General features: G+C 70.6%; 17 protein-coding genes and 1 riboswitch. Of the genes, 3 read left to right on the forward strand and 14 right to left on the reverse strand.

Features of this window, described 5'->3' with window-relative positions:
- Window positions 1-42 precede the first annotated feature (42 nt).
- Window positions 43-1038 carry a TRAP transporter substrate-binding protein gene (locus FG99_RS05160; protein WP_043267727.1) on the reverse strand — a complete coding sequence of 332 codons (996 nt, stop codon included), beginning with the start codon at window positions 1036-1038 and terminating at the stop codon, window positions 43-45.
- A 223-nt stretch (window positions 1039-1261) separates the two neighbouring features.
- Complete coding sequence (locus tag FG99_RS05165) at window positions 1262-2209, reverse strand: LysR family transcriptional regulator (RefSeq protein ID WP_043267728.1); 948 nt, start codon at window positions 2207-2209, stop codon at window positions 1262-1264.
- 322 nt (window positions 2210-2531) lie between these two features.
- Between FG99_RS05165 and FG99_RS05170 the strand changes: the two genes are divergently transcribed.
- Together FG99_RS05170 and FG99_RS05175 are read left to right on the forward strand one after the other, a co-directional pair.
- A complete protein-coding gene (locus FG99_RS05170; RefSeq protein ID WP_051878460.1) occupies window positions 2532-4700 on the forward strand; it encodes an FUSC family protein in 2169 nt (722 codons plus the stop codon).
- Window positions 4701-5319: 619 nt separating this feature from the next.
- Complete coding sequence (locus FG99_RS05175; RefSeq protein ID WP_009618416.1) at window positions 5320-5583, forward strand: DUF2790 domain-containing protein; 264 nt, start codon at window positions 5320-5322, stop codon at window positions 5581-5583.
- A gap of 76 nt (window positions 5584-5659) precedes the next feature.
- Here FG99_RS05175 and FG99_RS05180 read toward each other — a convergent pair whose 3' ends face one another.
- Complete coding sequence (locus FG99_RS05180) at window positions 5660-6958, reverse strand: phospholipase C/P1 nuclease family protein (protein ID WP_043267729.1); 1299 nt, start codon at window positions 6956-6958, stop codon at window positions 5660-5662.
- Window positions 6959-7164: 206 nt separating this feature from the next.
- Between FG99_RS05180 and FG99_RS05185 the strand changes: the two genes are divergently transcribed.
- Window positions 7165-8829 carry an MFS transporter gene (locus FG99_RS05185; RefSeq protein WP_043267730.1) on the forward strand — a complete coding sequence of 555 codons (1665 nt, stop codon included), beginning with the start codon at window positions 7165-7167 and terminating at the stop codon, window positions 8827-8829.
- 195 nt (window positions 8830-9024) lie between these two features.
- Here the strand turns inward: FG99_RS05185 and FG99_RS05190 are convergent, their stop codons facing one another.
- The 11 genes from FG99_RS05190 to FG99_RS05240 form a co-directional block, all read right to left on the reverse strand.
- Window positions 9025-9759, reverse strand: coding sequence for an adenosylcobinamide-GDP ribazoletransferase (locus FG99_RS05190; RefSeq protein ID WP_043267732.1), 735 nt, complete (start codon window positions 9757-9759; stop codon window positions 9025-9027).
- Window positions 9756-10361 carry an alpha-ribazole phosphatase family protein gene (gene cobC / locus FG99_RS05195; RefSeq protein ID WP_043267734.1) on the reverse strand — a complete coding sequence of 202 codons (606 nt, stop codon included), beginning with the start codon at window positions 10359-10361 and terminating at the stop codon, window positions 9756-9758. The genes FG99_RS05190 and cobC overlap by 4 nt, the downstream gene beginning before the upstream one ends.
- Window positions 10358-11413 carry a nicotinate-nucleotide--dimethylbenzimidazole phosphoribosyltransferase gene (cobT, locus tag FG99_RS05200; RefSeq protein ID WP_043267736.1) on the reverse strand — a complete coding sequence of 352 codons (1056 nt, stop codon included), beginning with the start codon at window positions 11411-11413 and terminating at the stop codon, window positions 10358-10360. The genes cobC and cobT overlap by 4 nt, the downstream gene beginning before the upstream one ends.
- Window positions 11410-11931: a bifunctional adenosylcobinamide kinase/adenosylcobinamide-phosphate guanylyltransferase gene (gene cobU, locus FG99_RS05205; protein ID WP_043267738.1), complete on the reverse strand. Its 522-nt coding sequence runs from the start codon at window positions 11929-11931 to the stop codon at window positions 11410-11412. The genes cobT and cobU overlap by 4 nt, the downstream gene beginning before the upstream one ends.
- A gap of 71 nt (window positions 11932-12002) precedes the next feature.
- Window positions 12003-13463 carry a cobyric acid synthase gene (locus tag FG99_RS05210; protein ID WP_043267993.1) on the reverse strand — a complete coding sequence of 487 codons (1461 nt, stop codon included), beginning with the start codon at window positions 13461-13463 and terminating at the stop codon, window positions 12003-12005.
- A gap of 8 nt (window positions 13464-13471) precedes the next feature.
- Window positions 13472-14458, reverse strand: a complete 987-nt coding sequence (gene cobD / locus FG99_RS05215; protein ID WP_043267742.1) for a threonine-phosphate decarboxylase CobD — start codon at window positions 14456-14458, stop codon at window positions 13472-13474.
- On the reverse strand, window positions 14451-15488 hold the full coding sequence (gene cbiB, locus FG99_RS05220; protein ID WP_043267743.1) for an adenosylcobinamide-phosphate synthase CbiB: 1038 nt from the start codon (window positions 15486-15488) through the stop codon (window positions 14451-14453). The genes cobD and cbiB overlap by 8 nt, the downstream gene beginning before the upstream one ends.
- Window positions 15485-16135, reverse strand: a complete 651-nt coding sequence (bluB, locus tag FG99_RS05225) for a 5,6-dimethylbenzimidazole synthase (protein WP_009618436.1) — start codon at window positions 16133-16135, stop codon at window positions 15485-15487. Before bluB ends, cbiB begins: the two co-directional genes overlap by 4 nt.
- Entirely contained in the window at window positions 16132-17427 is a 1296-nt protein-coding gene (locus FG99_RS05230) for a cobyrinic acid a,c-diamide synthase CobB (RefSeq protein ID WP_043267744.1), read from the reverse strand. The genes bluB and FG99_RS05230 overlap by 4 nt, the downstream gene beginning before the upstream one ends.
- Window positions 17427-18038 (reverse strand): cob(I)yrinic acid a,c-diamide adenosyltransferase, encoded by a 612-nt coding sequence (gene cobO / locus FG99_RS05235; protein WP_043267745.1) that lies wholly within the window; start codon window positions 18036-18038, stop codon window positions 17427-17429. The genes FG99_RS05230 and cobO overlap by 1 nt, the downstream gene beginning before the upstream one ends.
- A gap of 226 nt (window positions 18039-18264) precedes the next feature.
- A riboswitch (cobalamin riboswitch) is annotated at window positions 18265-18486 on the reverse strand.
- Window positions 18487-18508: 22 nt separating this feature from the next.
- Window positions 18509-20548: an FUSC family protein gene (locus tag FG99_RS05240; protein WP_043267746.1), complete on the reverse strand. Its 2040-nt coding sequence runs from the start codon at window positions 20546-20548 to the stop codon at window positions 18509-18511.
- Window positions 20549-20562 lie beyond the last annotated feature (14 nt).

The following is a 20562-nucleotide window of genomic DNA, read 5'->3' on the forward strand; positions in this document are numbered from 1 at the left end:
CTGCGGGCGCGGGCGGCGAACGCTGCCCGGCCCGCGCGTGGCTCAACCCTGGTTGGCGTCCTGGGCGGCCTTGATCAGGTCGGCGCCGATGTCGCCCTCGAACTTCTTCCACACCGGCTGCATCGCCTCGCGCCAGTCGGCGCGCTGCTGCGGGGTCAGTTCGATGATCTCGGAGGTGCCGGAGGCGGCGATCGCCTGCTTGGCGTCCTGGTTGAGCTTCGCGGCGTGCTGGTTCACCGACACCGTGACCTCGTCGAGGATCGCCTGCAACTGGGTGCGGATGTCCGCCGGCAAGCCGTTCCAGAACCTGGTGTTGGTGATGACCATGTAGTCGATCAGGCCGTGATCGGACTCGGTCATGTATTTCTGCACCTCGTTGACCTTCTGGCTCTCGTAGTTCGACCAGGTGTTCTCGGTGCCGTTGACCACGCCGGTCTGCAGGCCCTGGTAGACCTCGGCGAAGGACATCTTGCGCGGATTGGCGCGCACCGCCTTGAACTGCTCCTCCAGCACCGCGGAGGCCTGCACGCGGAACTTCAGGCCGCGGGCATCGCGGGGCTCGCGCAGCGGCTTGTTGGCCGACATGACCTTCAGGCCGTTGTGCCAGTAGGCCAGGCCGGTGATGCCCTTGTCCTCCATCGAGGTCAGCAGCTTGCGCCCGGCCGGGCCGGCCTGAAAGCGGTCGACGGCGGCCATGTCATCGAACAGGAACGGCAGGTCGAAGATCTGCAACGGCTTGGCGTACTGCTCGAACTTGGCCAGCGACGGCGCCAGCATCTGCACGTCGCCCAGCAGCAGCGCCTCCATCTCCTTGCCGTCGCCGAACAGCGAGGAGTTCGGGTACACCTCCACCCGCACCTTGCCGGGCAGGCGCTCCTCGACCAGCTTCTTGAACAGCAGCGCGCCCTGGCCCTTGGGCGTGTTGTCCGCGACCACATGGGCGAACTTGATGACCACAGGGGCATCGGCAGCGTGCGCCATAGCGGCGCCAAGCACCATCAGGGCGCCCAGCAGCGCCCGCAGCTTCGAACCAAACATTGCTTCACCCTCGGTTTGTTCTTGTATCGGTGAGACCGGCCGCCGGGCGGCCTGGGCAACCCAGACTGACGCAGCGGCAGCGTTCGGTGAATTCACCTTTTCCCAAGGCAGCGTTCGGCAGATCGGAATGCGGCTACGAAAAGTCCCACAACCGGCCGTGGTGAGGCATTTGTGAAAAAGCACGCCGCCCGGGCGGGCGGCGCGATTCAGGCGGTCTGGCGCCTCAGTTGGGCAGGCGCGCGCTGTGCTCGAGCATCAGCTGCTCGTCCTCGGCGAGCATGCCGGGGATGCAGTCGCGGAGGAATTCGACCCAGGTGCGGATCTTCGCATCGAGGAACTGCCGCGACGGGTAGAGCGCGTAGATGTTCAGGTGGAACAGGCTGTAGCCGGGCATCACTCGCACCAGGCTGCCGTTGCGCAGGCCCTCCACCGCCGAGTACACCGGCAGCGCGCCTATGCCCATGCCGGCCACCACCGCCTCGGTCAGGGCGTCGGCGGTGTTGACCTGGAAGTGGGTATGGTCGATGTGCGCCAGCTCCTCGCCGTCCGGGCCGTGGAACAGCCACTTGTCCAGCGACATCACGCTGTTCACCAGGCGCAGGCAGCGGTGCGCGGCCAGTTCCGCCGGCACCTTGGGCGAGCCATGTCGCGTCACGTAGGCGGGCGCCGCGCAGAGCACGCTGTGGGTCTGCCCCAGGCGCTTGGAGACGAAGCCGGAGTCGGGCAGCTCGGGGGCGATCACCACCGAGATGTCGTAGCCCTCGTCGAGGATGTCGGTGGTGCGGTTGGCCAGGGTCAGGTCGAAGCTGACTTCCGAGTACATCTCGCAGTACTGGGAGATCGCCTTGATCAGGTAGTGCTGGCCGATGCCGGTCATGGCATGCACCTTGAGCTTGCCGGCCGGGCGCGAATGGGCGTCGCTGGCCTCGGCCTCGGCTTCCTCGATGTAGCCGAGGATCTGCTGGCAGCGCAGCAGGTAGCGCTGGCCGGCCTCGGTGAGGGCGATGCGGCGGGTGGTGCGGTGCAGCAGGCGGGTACGCAGGTGGGCTTCGAGCTTGGCCACGGTACGCGAGACGTAGGCCGTGGTGAGGTCCATGCGCTGGGCGGCGGCGGTGAAGCTGCCGGTCTCGGCGACACAGACGAAGGCACGCATGTTGTGCAGCAGGTCCATCATTTCTCCTGAGAGCCTGTCCGCGCGCCGTGCCGGGCGATGCCGGCTACAGCAAAGTCTTGTTACAGATTCGCGACAGGCGGCGAATTGTCGCATAACTGCCCACGGCGAATTGTTGTTTTTCAGGCAACAATAATTCGCCCAACTGTCAGCTTATCCTGCCTCCGGCGGTTTTCTAGAATCGCCTCCCCACCGCGGCCCCTCCGCAGTTCCCAGGATTCACAGCTGTGTTCCGCCATACGCGCCAGGCTCGTTTCGCCCCTGCTCCGTCGCCCTTCCCGCAGCCCTGCGGCTGCACAGCTCCCGACTCGCCGCTGCCCCGATGAACAGCCTCACCCGCATCAGCGCGCGCCTGCCCGGCGCCGACGCGCTGCGCCAGGCGGCGTCCGCCTGGGCCCATAGCGACGGGGTGACCTGGGTGTTCATCGGCAAGACCCTGCTCACCGCCTTCCTCGCCCTGTGGCTGGCCTACCGCCTGGAGCTGCCGCAGCCGAACACCGTGCTGGTCAGCGCCTTCATCGTGCTGCAGCCGCAGAGCGGGCAGGTCCTGGCCAAGAGCTTCTACCGCATTCTCGGCACCCTGGCCGGGCTCACGGTGATGGTCAGCTTCATCGCCCTGTTCGCCCAGGAGCGCGTGCTGTTCCTGCTCTGCGTGTCGATCTGGGTCGGCCTGTGCACCGCCGGCGCCGCGCGCTACCGCGACTTCCGCGCCTACGCCTGCCTGCTGGCCGGCTACACCGCGGTGATGATCGGCATCCCCGCCACCCTGCACCCGGAGGGCGCCTTCATGGCGGCGCTGTGGCGGGTGCTGGAGATCACCCTGGGCATATTCTGCACCGGCCTGGTCAGCGCCCTGGTGCTGCCGCAGACCAGCAGCGCCGCGCTGCGCAACGCCCTGGACAGCCGCTTCGGCGACTTCGCCGGGCTGGCCGCCTCCGGCCTGGAAGGCACCCTCGACCACGCCCGCTTCGAGCAAGCCGCCGCGCGCATCGCCGCCGAGGCCGTGGGACTGGAGAACCTGCGCAACGTCACCGCCTTCGAAGACCCGCACATGCGCCTGCGCAGCGGCCGCCTGGCGCGCCTGAACAGCGAGTTCATGCAACTGACCACGCGCTTCCACGCCCTGCAGCGCCTGCTCGACCGCCTGCGCGAACGCCAGGCCGGCGCCGTGCTGGAAGTGCTGATGCCGTGCCTGGTGGAGGTCGGCGGGCTGCTCGCCGGCTGGCATGGCCGGCCGCTGCGCGACGCCGACGCGGCCTTCCTCGCCGCCCAGCTGGAGCACTGCCGCCAGCAGCTGATGCCGCAGATCCGCGAGGCCCGCGCCAGGCTCGCCCACGCCTGCCCGCGGGAAGCCGACCAGTTGGACTTCGAGACCGCCGCCGAGCTGCTGTTCCGCTTCGCCGGCGACCTCCACGACTACGCCCAGACCCACGCCTCCCTGGCCGCCCACCGGCACGCCCGCGAGCAGTGGAAGGAACGCTTCACGCCCAAGGCCAACGCTGTGGCCGCGGCCGTCGCCGGGCTGCGCTGCGCGCTGCTGGTGCTGGTCGGCGGGGTGTTCTGGATCGAGACCTCGTGGCTCAGCGGCGCCACCTTCACCCTCACCTCGGTGCTGATCGCCGCGCTGTCCTCGGCCTCGCCCAATCCCAAACGCCTGTCGCTGCAGCTGACCCTCGGCACCCTGCTGGGCGCCACGCTGGGCTTCATCCTCACCTTCCGCGTGCTGCCGCACCTGGATGGCTTCCCGCTGCTGTGCATGGCGCTGGCGCCGGTGTTCGCCCTCGGCGCCTTCCTCATCACCCGCCCGCAATGGAGCGGCTACGGCGTGGGCCTGCTGGTGTGGTTCTGCATCGCCTCGCTGCCGGCCAACCTGGCGCGCTACGACGCCTACACCTTCATCAACGAATATCTGGCCATGCTGCTGTCCATGGGCATGGCTGTGGTGGCGGCGATGGTGATACTGCCGCCCAACCGCCCCTGGCTGTGGGAGCGCCTGGAGGCCGAGCTGCGCATGCGCGTGGTGCACACCATCAGCGACCCGCTGAAGGGCCTGTCGGCCGGTTTCGAAAGCGGCACCCGCGACCTGCTCAACCAGGCCTACGGCCTGGCCAGCGGCCGCCCCGACGTGCAACGCCGGCTGCTGCGCTGGATGTTCCAGGTGCAGGAAGTGGGCCTGGCGATCATCGAGCTGCGCCGCGAACAGGCGGTGCTGCCCGACGAGCCCTGGTACGCCGAGCACATGCCCTGGCGCCGCGCCATCCGCGCCATGGGCCGGGCGCTGATCCGCCTGTTCATCCAGCCCGGCGAGCACAACCGCCTGCGCGCCCTGGCGGCGGTGGAGCACGCCATCCACAGCACCCGCAGCACCCAGGAACCGCGCCCGCCGCACTTCGACACCTCGCCGCTGCGGCGCATGTGCAGCTACCTGCACTTCATCCGCACCTCGCTGCTCGACCCCAGCTCGCCGCTGCGGGAGAGCTCGCGGGGTTGAGAAAGCCGCGCGCCGTGCCCCACCTGTAGGAGCCCGCCCTGCGCGCGAATCGCGGACAGAGTCTCCTACCGCATGAGCGAGCATGGCTTTTCGTAGGATGGTGTTGAGCGAAGCGATACCCATCAGCGCAACCGCATGGGTTTCGCAAGCTCAACCCATCCTACGAAGAGCGTCTCGGTGCGGCCCGCAAGACAGTTGCTCCTACGGTTCCAGGAAGCACGGTCGTAGGAGCGGACCTTGTCCGCGATAGCCGGACCCACCGGCGCCATTCCATGTAGGAGCGCGCCCTGCGCGCGAAATCGCGGGCAGGGCCCGCTACACCAGCCCCTATCGCACAACGGCTGCGACACGACCGCGCAGCGTCATTATGCCCGCGCGCTCCCCGAAAACCCGCGCCGTTGCTGGATTGTTGCCTATTAGTACGAGGTATTTCTGGCTTCCAGGCATATGAATATGCCCGCCGCGGACCTACCATTTGCTTGCTGTTGAAGCGCGCCGCAACACCCAAGAACCCGATTGCAACATCCCTAAAGACATCTTCCCGATGAAGCCGATGAACTTCGTCCTGGCCGCGTGCGCCCGGATGCGGCTCCCGCTCGGGAAAAAGGCAGGAAAATTCATGAAAGCCCTAGTCGTTCTGGCCCTGGCCGGCTTCTCCTCGCTCGCCCTCGCTGCGCAAGCGGACGAGGCTGCCCAACCTCAGAGTCCGGCAGTGGAGCAATACACCTACGGAATGAACCTGGACGTCGCCCACGTGGTTTCCACCACCGACGTCTCCAACCAGTGCGGGGTCGTGCCCGCGCAGATGACCTACGAAGACTCGAAGGGCGAGCGTCACACCATCGAGTACCAGGTCTGGGGCAACGGCTGCACTGGCGGCTAGGCCCATCCGGAACGCAACCGCGAAGGGTCCACGCCCCCTTCGCGGCGCGTTGCAGGTTCTCTCCCCTCCCCCTTCCCTAACGCTGCAGCACCGACCTCGCCAGGTTGCGGCTGTGCGCCCCGAACGCCCGGATCAACGCCAATAGCTGTTCGTCCAGCTGCGCATCGTGCTGCAGCGGCGCCAGTTCGTTGCCGGCGCTGAAACCGACGCCGGCATCCGCCGGGACCGTCGCCAGCCAATGACCGATCGCCGCATCGAAGGCCACCGCATGGGCATGGGATTCGACCGCCACCACCTCCCGCGGATAATCGGCCGAATACGCCGGATAGCCCCCGTCGCCGGAAGCATCGGCATAGGCGGCGAGCAACGCCGAACCCTGCGGCTTGCGCAGCGATTCCAGCAGCCAGTCCAGCTGGTAGCGCTCCACGCCCAGGTGGCGGCTGGCCACGCGGCTGATGGCGGCCTTCTTGTCGGCGTCGAAACCGGCCATGGCCTTGAGCGCGGTCCACAGCATGCTGGCGGTGGTTTCGCCGGGTAATGGCGTGCTGTGGTAGGGCTGCGTCAGGTCCTGGATGTAATGCATCGACCAGCCGAGGAAACGGTAGCCCCAGTATGGATGGCCATGTTCGAAGGCATAACGCGCCAGGCCGTGGAACTGGTAGGCGCGCCATTCCGGCCAGCTGCGCTGCAGGTAGGGCGCGCCGGCGAAGATGATCGGCGACTCGTGGTAGAAGCCCATGTGGAACGGCGCCTGGGAGCTGAACTCGTAGCCCGGGTCGCCGAACGGCTGCGGGCCGAAGCCATAGCGCTGGCCAGCCGTTCCAGGGTTGTCGCTGAACAGGTGGATGTCATGGCCGAAGTCCGGCTCGTCGCTAGCGCTGGCCAGCACCGCCAGGGCCGGCACCGGCTCGCCCGGCTGCAGGGCGATGAAGCGCCAGCGCGCCCAGCCGGCGAGGTCGCGGAACACCAGCACGTCGGACGCCTTCAGGTGCGGCCGCGCGGGCTGGTCGTGCCCCGGCTCGGGCTGGATGGCGTTGGCCAGCTTGATCTCCGGGTTCAGCCGCAGGGCCGCGAGGAAGGCCAGGCGCAGGTCCTGCTCCGTGCCGGTGAAGCGCAGCGCGTCGGGCCGCGCCGGGTACTTGCGGAAGTGCTCGCGGGCGAAGCGCTCCTGCTCGTCGAGCAATGGCACCAGGCCCTCGCGTTCGGCGGCGAGGAAGGCCTCCAGCGACTCCATGGGCACCGCCGGCGCAGTGGCCACGGCAGGCAATTGCGCCAGGGCCAGGTAGCTGCCCAGGGCATGGTTGGACCAGGCCCAGAGGCAACGCGGCAGGATCAGCAGGGACAGCAGCAGGCAAATGCGCAACCGGTGGCTCATGGGGCCTCCACTCTTCTCGAACGATGCCCCGCAGCCTAGCAACCCCGGCGCCGCGGGGCACTGTCGCAGAGGGCCAGGGCGATTCACCGATAAGGCCAGGCTGACCATCATCAATGGCGAGTGCGGGCCCAGCCACTACACTTGCCGGGCATGACCTGCCGGCAGGGCGCCGTCGTCGCCGGCCATCGCAAGAAGGCATTTCCCCCATGCTGCAATCCGTTTCACCGAAGAACGACCTGCCGCTGAAGAACGAGGCCGATCCCCAGCGCAGCGGTGTGCTCGCCCCGTTCGGCATCGCGGCCTTCCGCATCATCTGGATCTGCAACCTGTTCGCCAACCTGGGCACCTGGGCGCAGTCGGTGGCCGCCGCCTGGGTGGTCACCGAGGCCCACGCCAGCCCGCTGATGGTGGCGATGATCCAGGTCGCCTCGGCGCTGCCGCTGGTGCTGCTGTCGATCCTCTCCGGGGTGCTGGCGGACAACCACGACAGGCGCAAGATCATGCTCGTCGGCCTCACCATCGAACTGTCCGGCGCCGCCCTGGTGACGCTGCTGGCGTTCCTCGGCTACCTCGACCCGCTGCTGCTGATCGCGTCCATCCTCTGGCTGTCCCTGGGCAGCTCCATCACCATCCCGGCCTGGCAGGCGGCGGTGAACGAGCAGGTGCCGGCGCGCCTGGTGGGCGACGCGGTGCTGCTCAACAGCGTCAACTACAACGTCGCCCGCGCGGTCGGCCCGGCCATCGGCGGCCTGCTGCTGTCGGCCACCGGCGCGCCCTGGGTGTTCCTGTTCAACTGCCTGTGCTACGCCTCGCTGATCTGGGCCATCTGGCAATGGCGCCGCGAGGTGCCCAAGCGCACCCTGCCGCCGGAGCACATCGTCGAAGGGGTGGTGGCGGCGCTGCGCTTCACCCAGTACTCCAGCGTCACCCGCCTGGTGATGCTGCGCTCGGCGGTATTCGGCCTGTCGGCCAGCGCGGTCTGGGCGCTGCTGCCGCTGCTGGCGCACCGCAACCCCGACGGCAACGCCTCGGTGTACGGCTACATGCTCGGCGCCCTGGGCCTGGGCGCCATCCTCGGCAGCACCCTGGTCGGCCGCCTGCGCAAGGTGATCGGCACCAGCCGGCTGATCAGCCTGGGCGGCGGCACCCTCGGCCTGGTGCTGCTCATCCTCGGCACGGTGGACAGCCTCTGGGTGCTGTTCCCCGCTCTCATCCTTGGCGGCAGCTGCTGGATAGCCGCGGTGGCCAGCTATAACTCGGCGGTGCAGATACTGGTGCCGGACTGGGTCAAGGCGCGCGCCCTGGCGCTGTACCAGACCGCCATCTACGGCGGCCTGGCGCTGGGCTCGTTCCTCTGGGGCCACTTCGCCGGCACCCTGGGCGTGCAGGGTGCGCTGCTGGCCGCCGGCTGCCTGCTGCTGGTGTCGGTGGCGCTGCTGTACAACTCGCGCCTGCCGGAACTCAACCCCGGCAGCATCGCCCGCGCGCCCAGCACCCTGCCGGGGGAGCCGACCTTCGTCTTCGACACCCAGCGCGGCTCGGTGCTGGTGACCATCGAATACCGCATCCCGGCCGAGCGCACCCGCGACTTCGTCCGCGCGGCCAAGGCGCTGCGCCGCCTGCGCCTGCGCAACGGCGCCGAACGCTGGGCGCTGTACCGCGACATCAGCGACAAGGAGGCCTGGCAGGAGGTGTTCCTGGTGGACAACTGGATCGCCCACCTGAGGATGCTCGACCGCATGACGCTGGAGGACAAGACCATCATCGACACGGTCACCAGCCTGCATGCGGGGGATGCGCCGCCGAGGATGCGGCATGGAGTGAGCTATGAGTCGGGGAGCTACGAGGCGCCGCCGGAGACCTTGGGGTGAGGGTGTTCGCCTGGGGGTGAGGTGCCCGGCGGGAAGTCCGCTCCCTCTCCCCAGCCCTCTCCCTGAAGGGAGAGGGGACCGTTCGGTATGGACTGGAAATTCGGCGTCAACCTGTAGGAGCGGGCCCTGCCCGCGATTCGCGCGCAGGGCGCGCTCCTACATGGAACTGTGTGGGCAGGGCGATGGCATGCCTGGCTAAATCGCCAGAGCCACCAACACCGCACACTCCACCAACTCCACCAAAGCCCCCGCCGTATCCCCGGTGGTGCCATCCAGCCGCGCCATCAGCCGGTTGCGCCACCAGAGGAACACCGCCAGCGCCACCACCAGCGCCACCAGGCCGCTCAGGCCGGTGAGCGGCATCAGCGCGGCGTTGAGCGCCAGCATCCAGGGCAGCGCGCGGCGCGGCAGGTGGTCGGCCAGGGCCTGGCCGAGGCCGCCGGGGCGGGCGTAGGGGGTGGTGAGGAACAGCAGCGGCAGGGCCACCCGCGCCAGCCAAGGCGCCAGCAGCAGGGCCCAGAAGTGGTGGGCGTCGAGCAGCGCCGCGATGGCGCAGAACTTCACCAGCAACAGCACTACCAGCACCACCACCGCCACCGGGCCGCTGCGCGGGTCCTTCATGATCGCCAGGGTGCGCTCGCGGTCGCCCAGCCCTCCCACCCAGGCGTCGGCGGTGTCGGCCAGGCCGTCCAGGTGCAGGGCGCCGCTGAAAGCCACCCACACGGCCAGCAGCAGCGCGGCGTGCAGCAGCAGGTAGGTCTCGCCGAAGAAGTAGCCCAGGGCGTAGAGCCCGCCGCCCATCAGCGCGCCTACCAGCGGGTAGAACAAGGTGGCGCGGCCGAACTGCTCGGGCGTGGGCACCTCGCCCAGGCGGATCGGGATGCGGCTGAGGAACTGCAGGGCGATCAACGGCAGGAACAGGTTGCTCATCGGGGCGCGCTCACGGCGGACTCGACCGGTTGGATGCTCCAGCCGCCGGCCTGCGGCTCGATGCGCAGCGCCAGCCGTTCGCCGTGGGCGACGCTCACCTGCAGCAACTGCTCGCGCGGCAGGCCCTGGGCGCGCGCGCCGAGCAGGCGCATCACGCCGCCATGGGTCACCAGCAGCAGGTGCTTTCCGGCATGCGTCGCGTACAGCCGCTGCAGAGCGGCGAACACCCGCGCCTCGAAGGCCGCGAGCGGTTCGCCGCCCGGCGGGGTGAAGGCGTAGGGGTCGTTCCAGAAGCGGGCTAGCGCATCGCTATCAGTCTCCATCAGCTTAGCTGCGGAAAGCCCTTCCCACTCGCCGAAATCCATCTCGCGCAGGTCCGGTTCCAGGTGCAATGGCAGGCCGCTTGCGGCCGACAGGCGCTCGGCGAAGGCGGCGCAACGGCGCAGCGGCGAGCTGACCAGGGCCTCCCAGGGCTGCTCCAGGCCCAGGCCGGCCTGCATCTGCGCCCAGCCGGCGGCGGTCAGGGCGTCGTCCAGGCGGCCGCGGAAGCCGCCGCCCAGTTCGGTTTCGCCGTGGCGCAGCAAGTCCAGGCGCAGGCTCATGCCGGGCGGTCCGACACCGCCGCCTCGGCGAAGGTGGCCATCCCGGCGTGCAGCCGGCAGGCCTGGCGCAGCAGCGGCACAGCCAGGGCGGCGCCGCTGCCCTCGCCCAGGCGCAGGCCCAGGTCCAGCAGCGGCTGCGCCTCCAGGGCCTGGAGCACGCGCTGGTGGCCGGGCTCGGCGCCGCTGTGGGCGAACAGCAGCCAGTCGCGGCACTGCGGGTTGAAGCGCACCGCGCAGAGCGCCGCGACGCTGCAGATGAAGCCGTCCACCAGGGCGACGATGCCCTTCTGCGCGCAGGCCAGGTAGGCGCCGGCCAGGGCCGCCACCTCGAAGCCGCCGAGGCGGCACAGGGCCTCGAAGGGCTCGGCGCAGTGCCCGCCATGCAGGGCCAGGGCGCGCTCGATGACCTCGGCCTTGTGCGCCACGCCTTGCGCATCCAGCCCGGTGCCGGGGCCGACCAGGGCAGCCGCGCGCTCGCCCAGCAGGCCGCAGGCCAGGGCCGCGGCGCAGGTGGTGTTGCCGATGCCCATCTCGCCGCCGATGAACAGCTCGCTGCCGGCCTGCTGCGCGCGGCGCACGGATTCGCGCCCGGCTTCCAGGGCGATCAGGCACTGCGCGGCGGTCATCGCCGGCTCGCGGGCGAAGTTCAGGGTGCCGGCGCCGACCATCAGGTGCAGCACGCCGGGCAGCGGTTCCAGGGGCACGGCGGTGCCCAGGTCGATCACTTCCAGGCGCGCGCCCAGGTCGCGGGCCAGCACGCTGATGGCCGCGCCGCCGCGCACGAAGTTGCGTAGCATCTCGCCGGTCACCGCCTGCGGGTAGGCCGAGACGCCCTCCTCCACCACGCCGTGGTCGCCGGCGAACAGGGCGATCCACAGGTGCTCCAGGCTCGGCCGCTCGCGGCCCTGCAGGCTGGCCAGGTGCACGGCCACCTCTTCCAGGCGGCCCAGGGCGCCGCGCGGCTTGGTCAACTGGTCCTGGCGCGCGGCGGCCTTGTCGCGCGCCACGCGGTCCGTGGGTTGGCAGGCTTCGCGCCACCATTGCAGGCTCATACGGGGTCTCCCTTGAGGGTCATGGGCAGGCCGGCGACGGTGAACACCACCCGCTCGCTGGCCTCGGCCAGGGCCTGGTGCAGCCAGCCGGCCTCGTCGACGTAGCGCCGCGTCAGCTCGCCCAGGGGCACCACGCCCAGCCCGGTTTCGTTGCTGACCAGGAGGATGCGGCCCGGCAGGGCCGGCAGCGTGGCCAGCAGTTCGTTCACTTCGTGTTGCAGGTGCGCGCCGTCGTCGGCGAGCAGCAGGTTGGTCAGCCAGAGCGTCAGGCAGTCCACCAGCAGGCAGCGGTCCGGCGCGGCGTGCTCGGCGAGGGCCCGCGCCAGATGCAGCGGCTCCTCCACCAGGCCCCATTCGGCGGGACGGCGGTCGCGGTGCTGGCGGATGCGCTCGCCCATCTCGCCGTCGCCGGCCTGCGCGGTGGCGAAATAGGTGACCGGCAGGCCGCTGTCCCGGGCCAGGCGCTCGGCCAGGCGGCTCTTGCCGGAGCGGGCGCCGCCGAGGATGAGTTCAAGCATGGGTTTTCTCCGCACGGAACGCTTTTCGTAGGATGGGTGGAGCGAAGCGATACCCATCGATTGCCCCCGGCTCAAAGGCTACATAGGGATTTCAGCTTCTGCGTGTCCAGATACGCCTCCACCTGGTCCGCCAGGCGCTCGATGTCGCGCTCGCGCAGGGCGTGGTAGTCCAGCTGTTGCACTTCGCCCAGGCCGGCCCAGCGCAGCAGCGCGGCGCAGGCGGCGGGGGATTCGAACAGGCCGTGCAGGTAGGTGCCCATGACCTGGCCGTCGGCGCTGAGCGCACCGTCGCAGCGGCCATCGTCCAGGCGCACCGCAGGGCTCTCCAATGCCGGCCCGCTGGTGACGCCGGCGTGGATTTCGTAGCCGCCGACCTCGGCGTCTTCCAGGGCCAGTCGGCCACGGACGTTGCGCAGTTGCTTCTCCGGTTCCAGCACCGTGTCCAGCTCCAGCCAGCCGAGGCCGGCGCTGCCGCCGGCGGCGCCTTCCAGGCCGTGGGGGTCGGACAGCGTGCGGCCGAGCATCTGCAAGCCGCCGCAGATACCCAGCAGCTTGCCGCCATAGCGCAGGTGGCGCTCGATGGCGGCGTCCCAGCCCTGGGCGCGGAGGAAGGCCAGGTCGGCGCGCACGCTCTTGGAGCCGGGCAGGATGACCAGGTCCGCCGCCGGCAGCGGCTGGCCGGGGCCGACGAAAATCAGTTGCACCTGCGGGTGCAGGCGCAGCGGGTCGAAGTCGGTGTGGTTGCTGATGCGCGGCAGCACCGGCACCGCCACCTTCAGGCTTTCCCCGGCCTTGGCGGCCTGGCGGGTGTCGATGGCGTCCTCGGCTTCCAGGTGGAAGTCCATCAGGTAGGGCAGCACGCCCAGCACCGGGATGCCGGTGCGCTCCTCCAGCCAGTCCAGGCCCGGCTGCAGCAGGGCGATGTCGCCGCGGAAGCGGTTGATGACGAAGCCCTTCACCCGCGCCCGCTCGCTCTCGGAAAGCAGTTCCAGGGTGCCTACCAGATGGGCGAAGACGCCGCCGCGGTCGATGTCGGCGATGAGGATCACCGGGCAATCCACCGCCTCGGCGAAGCCCATGTTGGCGATGTCGTTGGCACGCAGGTTGATTTCCGCCGGGGAGCCGGCGCCTTCCACCATCACCACCTGGTAGGCGTCGAGCAGGCGCTCGTGGGACTCCAGCACTGCCTGCTTCGCGACCCTCTTGTAGTCGTGATAGGCGACGGCGTTCATGCTGGTCACCGCGCGGCCATGGATGATGACCTGGGCGCCCACGTCGCTGTTGGGCTTGAGCAGCACCGGGTTCATGTCGGTGTGCGGCGCCAGGTGACAGGCCTGGGCCTGCACCGCCTGGGCGCGGCCGATTTCGCCGCCGTCGGCCGTCACCGCGCTGTTCAGCGCCATGTTCTGCGGCTTGAACGGCGCCACCGCCACGCCCTGGCGGCGCAGCCAGCGGCACAGTGCGGTCACCAGGGTGCTCTTGCCGGCGTCGGAGGTGGTGCCCTGCACCATTAAAGTAGTGCCTTGCACCATCGGGGTGGTCATGTCGGGCTCCATTCGCCGAGGGCCTGGTCCAGGCGTTGCCAGCCGGCTTCGTCGGCGGGCAGGCCGAAGCGCAGGCTCGGCGGGCTGTCGAAGAGGCGCACGAGGATGCCGCGGCGGGCCAGGTGCTCGTGCAGTTCGCCGGCCCGAGGGTAGGCAAGCCACTGGAACAGCGCGGTGCCCTGGGTCAGCAACCGGTGCGTTTTCAGAAGCGCGGCCAGGCGTGCGCCGGCCTGCTCCAGCGCTGCGCGGCGTTCACCTTGCCGCGCATGGTCGGCCAGCGCGTGCCGGGCCACCCAGCGCGTCGGCCCGCTCACCGCCCAGGGCCCGAGCAGCTCGGCCAGGCCCCGCAGCAGCGATGGCTCGGCGAAGGCGAAGCCCAGGCGCGCACCGGCCAGGCCGAAGAACTTGCCCAGCGAACGCAGCACCACCAGGCCCGGCAGGCCGCCGGCCAGGGGCAGCAGGCTGTACCCGGGGGTGCAGTCCATGAAGGCCTCGTCCACCACCAGCCAGCCGCCGCGGGCGCGCAGGCGCTCGTGCCAGGCCAGCAAGCATTGGCTGTCGAAGCGTCGGCCGGTGGGGTTGTTGGGGTTGACCAGCAGCAGCACGTCGAGCTGGTCGACCAGGCCGTCCACCTCATCGTCGGCCAGTTCCAGCAGTTCATGGCCATGCTGTTTCCAGGCCGCCGCATGTTCGGCGTAGCAAGGCGCGAGCACGCCGACCCGGCCCGGTGCGCGCAGGCGCGGCAAGGCCTGGATCGCCGCCTGGCTGCCGGGCAGCGGCAGCAATGAGTCACAGCCGTAGTAGTCGCGCGCGGCCTGCTCCAGGCCGTCATCCTCTTCCGGCAGGCGCTGCCAGGCGCTGGCGGGGATGTCCGCCAACGGCCAGGGCCAGGGCGCGATGCCGGTGGACAGGTCGAGCCAGTCCTCCAGCGCGATGCCGTAGCGCTGCGCGGCCGCGCGCAGCTTTCCGCCGTGCTCAAGCATGCAGCAGCGCCCCCAGGCCGAGGATCGCCAGCAGCCACAGCAGCACGCCCTGGCGCACCAGGGCCAGGGCCCGCCAGATGTCGCGGGCGCCTGGCGCCGGGCCTTCGCCCAGTTGCGGGCGTTCATGCAGTTCGCCGTGGTAGACGGCATTGCCGCCCAGGGCCACGCCGAGCGCACCGGCGCCGGCGGCCATCACCGGGCCGGCGTTGGGGCTGTCCCATTGCGGCGCCTGGCGGCGCCAGCTGCGCAGGGCCAGGCGGGTGTTGCCGAGCAGCGCGTAGGTCAGCGCGACCAGGCGCGCGGGGATGTAGTTGAGGGCGTCGTCGATCTTCGCCGCGGCCCAGCCGAAGCGTTCGAAGCGCGGGTTGCGGTAGCCCCACATGGCGTCCAGGGTGTTGCTCAGGCGGTACAGCACCACGCCCGGCGCGCCGGCCACGGCGAACCAGAAGAGCGCGGCGAACACCGCGTCGCTGCCGTTCTCCAGCACCGATTCGGTGGCGGCCTTGGCTACGGCGCTGTCGTCCAGTCCGGCGGTCTCGCGGCTGACCATATAGCCCACGCGCTTGCGCGCCTCGGGCAGGTCGCCGTCGCGCAGGGCCAGGGCCACGGGCTCGGCGTGCTCGCCCAGGCTGCGCAGGCCGATGGCGGCGTAGAGGGCGATGGCGGAGACCAGCCAGCCAAGGTGCGGGACCAGGGTCAACAGCCAGGTGATGAAGGTCAGCGGCAACACGGCCAGGGCCCAGGCGGTGACGCCGTGGCTGCGCCAGCCGAGGCCGGGGGTGTGGTTATCGGAGGTTGGGGAAGTTGGAAGAAGAGCGCCCTCTCCCCGGCCCTCTCCGGAAGGCGGCCCCCCCTGAAGGGCGAGGGAGTCGACGCTGCCAACCGGCAGGTCCGGAGTACGCGAACGATTGAAGCGGCGCTCCAGGCGATCGGCCAGGCGGCCGAAGGCCACCAGCGGGTGCCAGCGCTTCGGCTCGCCCAGCAGGCCGTCCAGGGCCACGCCGGCAACGCTCAGCAGGGCCAGGCTCATGGGCGTTCTCCCCAGTGATTTTCATAAAGCAGTTCGTTCAGCGGGCGCGGCTGGCGCCAGCCTTCCAGGGCCAGCATGGGCGCCGGGTAGAACTCCGCCACCGGGCCCAGGCAGAGCACCGCCACCGCCTCGCTGCCCGCCGGCAGGCCGAGCAGTTCGCCCAGGGCGGCGGGATCGAACAGCGACACCCAGCCCAACCCCAGGCCTTCGGCGCGGGCCGCCAGCCAGAGGTTCTGGATGGCGCAGGCCAGCGAGGCCAGGTCCATCTGCGGCAGGGTGCGGCGGCCGAAGACGTGGGCCTCGCGGCCGTCCGCCAGGGCCGCCACCAGCAGCTCGGCGCAGTCGCGGATGCCCTCGACCTTCAGCCGCATGAATTCCTCGGAGCGCTCGCCCAGGGCCTCGGCGGTCTTCACCCGCTCCGCCTCCACCAGGCCGTGGATGGCCTCGCGCAGTGCCGGGCGGGTGATGCGGATGAAGCGCCAGGGCTGCATCAGGCCGACGCTGGGGGCCTGGTGCGCCGCCTCCAGCAGCCGCGCCAGCAGCGCCGGGGCCACCTCGCCGCCGCTGAAGTGGCGCATGTCGCGGCGCTCGGCGATGGCGCGGTAGATGGCCGCGCGTTCCTCGGGGCTGTAGGCGTGCTCGTTCATGGGCGGAAGATCGCGGCGGCGGCCGCCGGGTTCGACGGCAGGTAGAAGTGGATATAGGACGCGGTCAGGCGACCCAGGCGGAACACCGCCTCGGCCACCGGCTTGGCGTTCGGGCAGGTGCCGCGCAGGGCCGGCTCCAGTTGGCTGTCCAGCAGCGAATGGTGGAAGGTGTGGCCGCGCAGCGGGCCTTCCGGCAGTTCCACTTCCTGCAGGGCCAGGGCGGCCAGGCGCTTCTGCAGGGTGGCGCGGCCGGGCAGCAGGCCGAGCAGTCGACCGCTGCGGCCCTCGGCGTCGGTCAGGCCATCGAGCAGGTAGAGCATGCCGCCGCACTCGGCCAGCAGCGGCTTGCCGGCGGCGTGGTGGGCGCGGATGGCCTCGGCCATGGCGCGGTTGTTCTCCAGCTGCGCCAGGTGCAGTTCCGGATAGCCACCGGGCAGGTAGAGGCTGTTCACCTCCGGCAGGCGTTCGTCGGTGAGCGGCGAGAAGAACTTCAGCTCGGCGCCCAGCTCGCGCAGCAGGTCGAGGTTGGCCTGGTAGAGGAAGGCGAAGGCGGCATCCCGCGCCACGCCGATGCGCACACCGGCCAGGGACGCTTGCAGTTCGCGCTCGGTGGGCGCAGCGAAAGTCACCGGCGGCGGCAGGTCCACCGCGCTGCTGGCGGCCAGGGCGTCGGCGGCGGCGTCCAGGCGCGCGTCCAGGTCGGCCAGTTCCTCGGCCTGCACCAGGCCCAGGTGGCGGCTGGGCAGTTCCAGGTCGGCGCTGCGCGGCAACGCGCCGTACCAGCGGATCCACTCCGGCAGGCTGTCGCGCAGCAGGTCGCTGTGGCGCTGGCTGCCGACGCGGTTGCCGAGCACGCCGGAGAACGGCAGGCCCGGCTGATAGGTGGCCAGGCCCACGGCCAGGGCGCCGAAGGTCTGCGCCATGGCCTGGCCGTTGATCACGCCGAGCACCGGCACATTGAAGGTGCGCGCCAGGTCGGCCGCCGAGGGCGTGCCGTCGAACAGGCCCATCACCCCTTCGATGAGAATCAGCTCGGCCTCCCCCGCCGCTTCCCAGAGCAGCCGGCGGCTCTGCGCCTCGCCGACCATCCACAGGTCGAGCTGGTGCACGGGCGCGCCGCTGGCGCGGGCGAGGATCATCGGGTCGAGGAAGTCCGGGCCGACCTTGAACACCCGCACCCGGCGCCCCTGGCGCGCGTGCAGGCGGGCCAGGGCGGCGGTGACGGTAGTCTTGCCCTGCCCCGAGGCGGGAGCGGCGATCAGCAGCGCCGGGCACTGGCGCGCCCGGGTCATCAGAACTCCACCCCTTTCTGCGCCTTGATGCCGGCCTTGAAGGCGTGCTTGACCAGGCCCATCTCGGTGACGGTGTCGGCGGCGTCGATCATGCCCTGCTGGGCGGCGCGGCCGGTGACCACCACGTGCTGGTGCGCCGGGCGCGCGGCGATGTCGGCAAGCACGGCGTCCAGTTCCAGGTAGCCGTGCTTGAGGGCGATGTTCAGCTCGTCCAGCAGCACCAGGCCGACGGCCGGGTCGGCCAGCAGCTCGCGGGCCACGTCCCAGGCCTGCCGGGCTTTCTCGATGTCGCGCTGGCGGTCCTGGGTCTCCCAGGTGAAGCCCTCGCCCATCACGTGGTAGCGCACCTGCTCGGGGAAGCGGCGGAAGAAGGCTTCCTCGCCGGTGCTCGCGGCGCCCTTGATGAACTGCACCACGCCGGCCTGCATGCCGTGGCCGAGGGCGCGGGCGAGCATGCCGAAGGCCGAGCTGCTCTTGCCCTTGCCGTTGCCGGTGAGCACCAGCAGCACGCCGCGCTCGTCCCGGGCCTGGGCGATCTTCTCGTCGATCACGTCCTTCTTGCGCTGCATGCGCGCGCGGTGGCGCTCGTCCTTTTCCGGGGATTCGCTCATCGTTGGGTCTCCTGGCCGAAGGCGGCCGTGCTCGCGATGCCAAGGCACCGGGGCTGAAGGGGCGTGCGGGAGGGACGACGGAAAGCAGCCGCGCGGCGCGGGGCCGTGGCTGGAAGGAGAATGCTCATCTGCCTGATCGCTCCACCGCTCTCACCCGCGCGGCTAGTAAACCGGGATGACGCGGGGCGATCGGAGCGCGGCCTGGGCAGCGCCCGACGGCTTCCTGCGCGTCGTCGTCGCTACGGGCCGGTCTCCGGGCTCGCGAGTGAAGGTCACCGGACCTCTGCGGCTGCGCCTTCCCATGCCGTTGGCACAGTGGCTGTTGCGTCCGCGTGACTCGCCTACCGTTGCGGGGGCAGCGCCGGAATGACCGAATTGACTCGGTTGCACCGGCTTCCCTGTTTCACCTTCGGCCATGGCCGAGGGCACCTGTAGCAGGCGCGCAGCTTAGAGGCAGGCGGGGTGGCCGGTCAATCGGAGGCGGCGATGGGTCGCGCCTGCTGCGCGGGCGCGGCGGCCGGGTCCTGGCGGCACCAGCGCAGCCAGATGAACTGCAGCTGGACCAGGGTGGCGCGAGCCAGTTCGCGGTCCTCGGCGGGCAGCCGGTGGTCGTTTTCCAGGGCCTTGAACAGCGCCACGCTGGCCGCCTCCAGGGCCTGCTCGCGGCCGGCGCGCGGGCCGCCGGCGAGCAACAGGTCGTGCAAACACAGCAGGTAGGCGTCGCGGGCCCGGCGCACGGGGCCGCGGGCAGCGGCCAGGCGCGCGCGCAGGAACAGCAGCTCGTCGCCCAGGTCCAGCGCCAGCAGGCCGCCGCGCCAGCGCGCGCGGCGCTCGGCCGGCAGGTTCTTGTAGAACTGCGCCAGGCGCAGCAGGCGGTCGGCGCTGCGGCCGTCGAACCAGACCTCCAGCGGCGGCAACGGACCGCGGGTGAGCCGCGCGAGGTCGGCGAGGATGGCCGCCAGCACGCGGCGGTAATGGCGCTGCCCGGGCGCCAGGCGCACCAGGTTGAACACCAGCACGGCGAAGGCCACGCCGATCACGGTGGCCAGCGCCGAATTGAGGAAGTGGCCGAGGTCGTAGCTCATCTCGTTGCTCGGCCCGATGTTCTTCACATAGAAGATGCAGAAGGACGAGGCGATGGCGGCGATCGGCGGCCGCGTCATGCACAGCGCGGCGATGAACAGCGGCACGCCCAGCACCAGCGCCAACGCCGGGAAGCCATCGCACAACGGCAGTATCACCAGGCCTGCGACGCCGGCAAAAGGTACCGACAGGACGATGCCGCGCAGGAAGTTCAGCCCGGCGCCGGCCGGGTTGTCGCGGCTGGCGAACAGGCTCAGCACCACGCCGGTGATGGACACCGCGCCCAGGCCGCTGGGCCAGGCCGTGGCCAGCCAGAAGGCCGACACGCAGAGGAACGCCAGGGCGCTGCGCAGACCGTAGAGCAGGCCACGCTCGATGTCGCGGTGCCAGACGATCACCCCCGGCGCGTTGCGCGGCGCCTCGCCGTAGACCAGCGCCTGCATGCTGCGCTGGGCCTCGCCGGCCATCTCCAGGGTGCGCGCCAGGCATTCCAGGCACAGGCGTTGCTGGGCGTTGTCGCGTTCCCGCGCGGCGGCGCCGAGGCGTTCGCGGCAGTCCTCGAAGGCGCGGTACCCGGCCTTCTCCAGCAGTTCCATGACCTCGCGCCGCCAGGGCTCCAGCGCGGCCGCCGCGGCCTGGTCCAGCAGCCGCCACTCCCGCGCCACCTTGCGCGCCGCGCGCAGCAGGCCCAGCAGGTCGGCGTTCAGCACCCGCAGCGCCTGGGCCCGGCGCCGGCCGCTCTCGCCCTCGAACCAGGCGTGTTCGCGCTGCGCGTCCACCGCCACGATGCGGCCCATGGCGCGGATCAGCGGGCCGCGCTCGTCGGCGCCGGTCAGTTCGGCAGCGGCCGCCTGCAGGCCGGTTTCCCAGGCGCCCTTGCCCTGCTCCGCCAGTTGCTGCTGCACGCGCCGCGGCCAGAGCACGATGCTCACCAGCGATGCGCAGAGGATGCCCAGGCCGATCTCCGAGCAGCGCGCCACGGCCTGGTCGAACACCGTCATGGGCGCGGCGCTGGAAGGCAGCGCGATGATCGCCGTGGTATAGCCGGCGAGCACGAAACCGTAGGAAGAGAAGTTCTGCAGCAGCGAGGCGCCGGCGGTGCAGAACGCCAGCCAGGCGGCCATGGCCAGCAGGAATGGCAGCGGCGCCTGGCCGAACTGGGCGATCAGCGCCACCGAGACCACGGCCCCGATGCAGGTGCCGAGCAGGCGGAACACGCTCTTGGCCACCACCATGCCGCTCAGCGGCTGGCTGACCACGAATACCGTGACCAGCGCCCATTGCGGTTGCTGCAACTCAAAGCGGAACGCCAGGTAGAGCGCGAGAATGCCGGCCAGCAGCGACTTGCTGGCGAACTGCAGGTCCGTGCGACGCGGGCGCAGCACGGCGCGAAAGAACTCGGTGAACAGCGAGAGGAAAGCAGGCATGCAGACATACCGGC

The organism is Pseudomonas sp. AAC, from assembly GCF_000725445.1.
GTDB classification, from domain to species: Bacteria; Pseudomonadota; Gammaproteobacteria; order Pseudomonadales; family Pseudomonadaceae; genus Pseudomonas; species Pseudomonas citronellolis.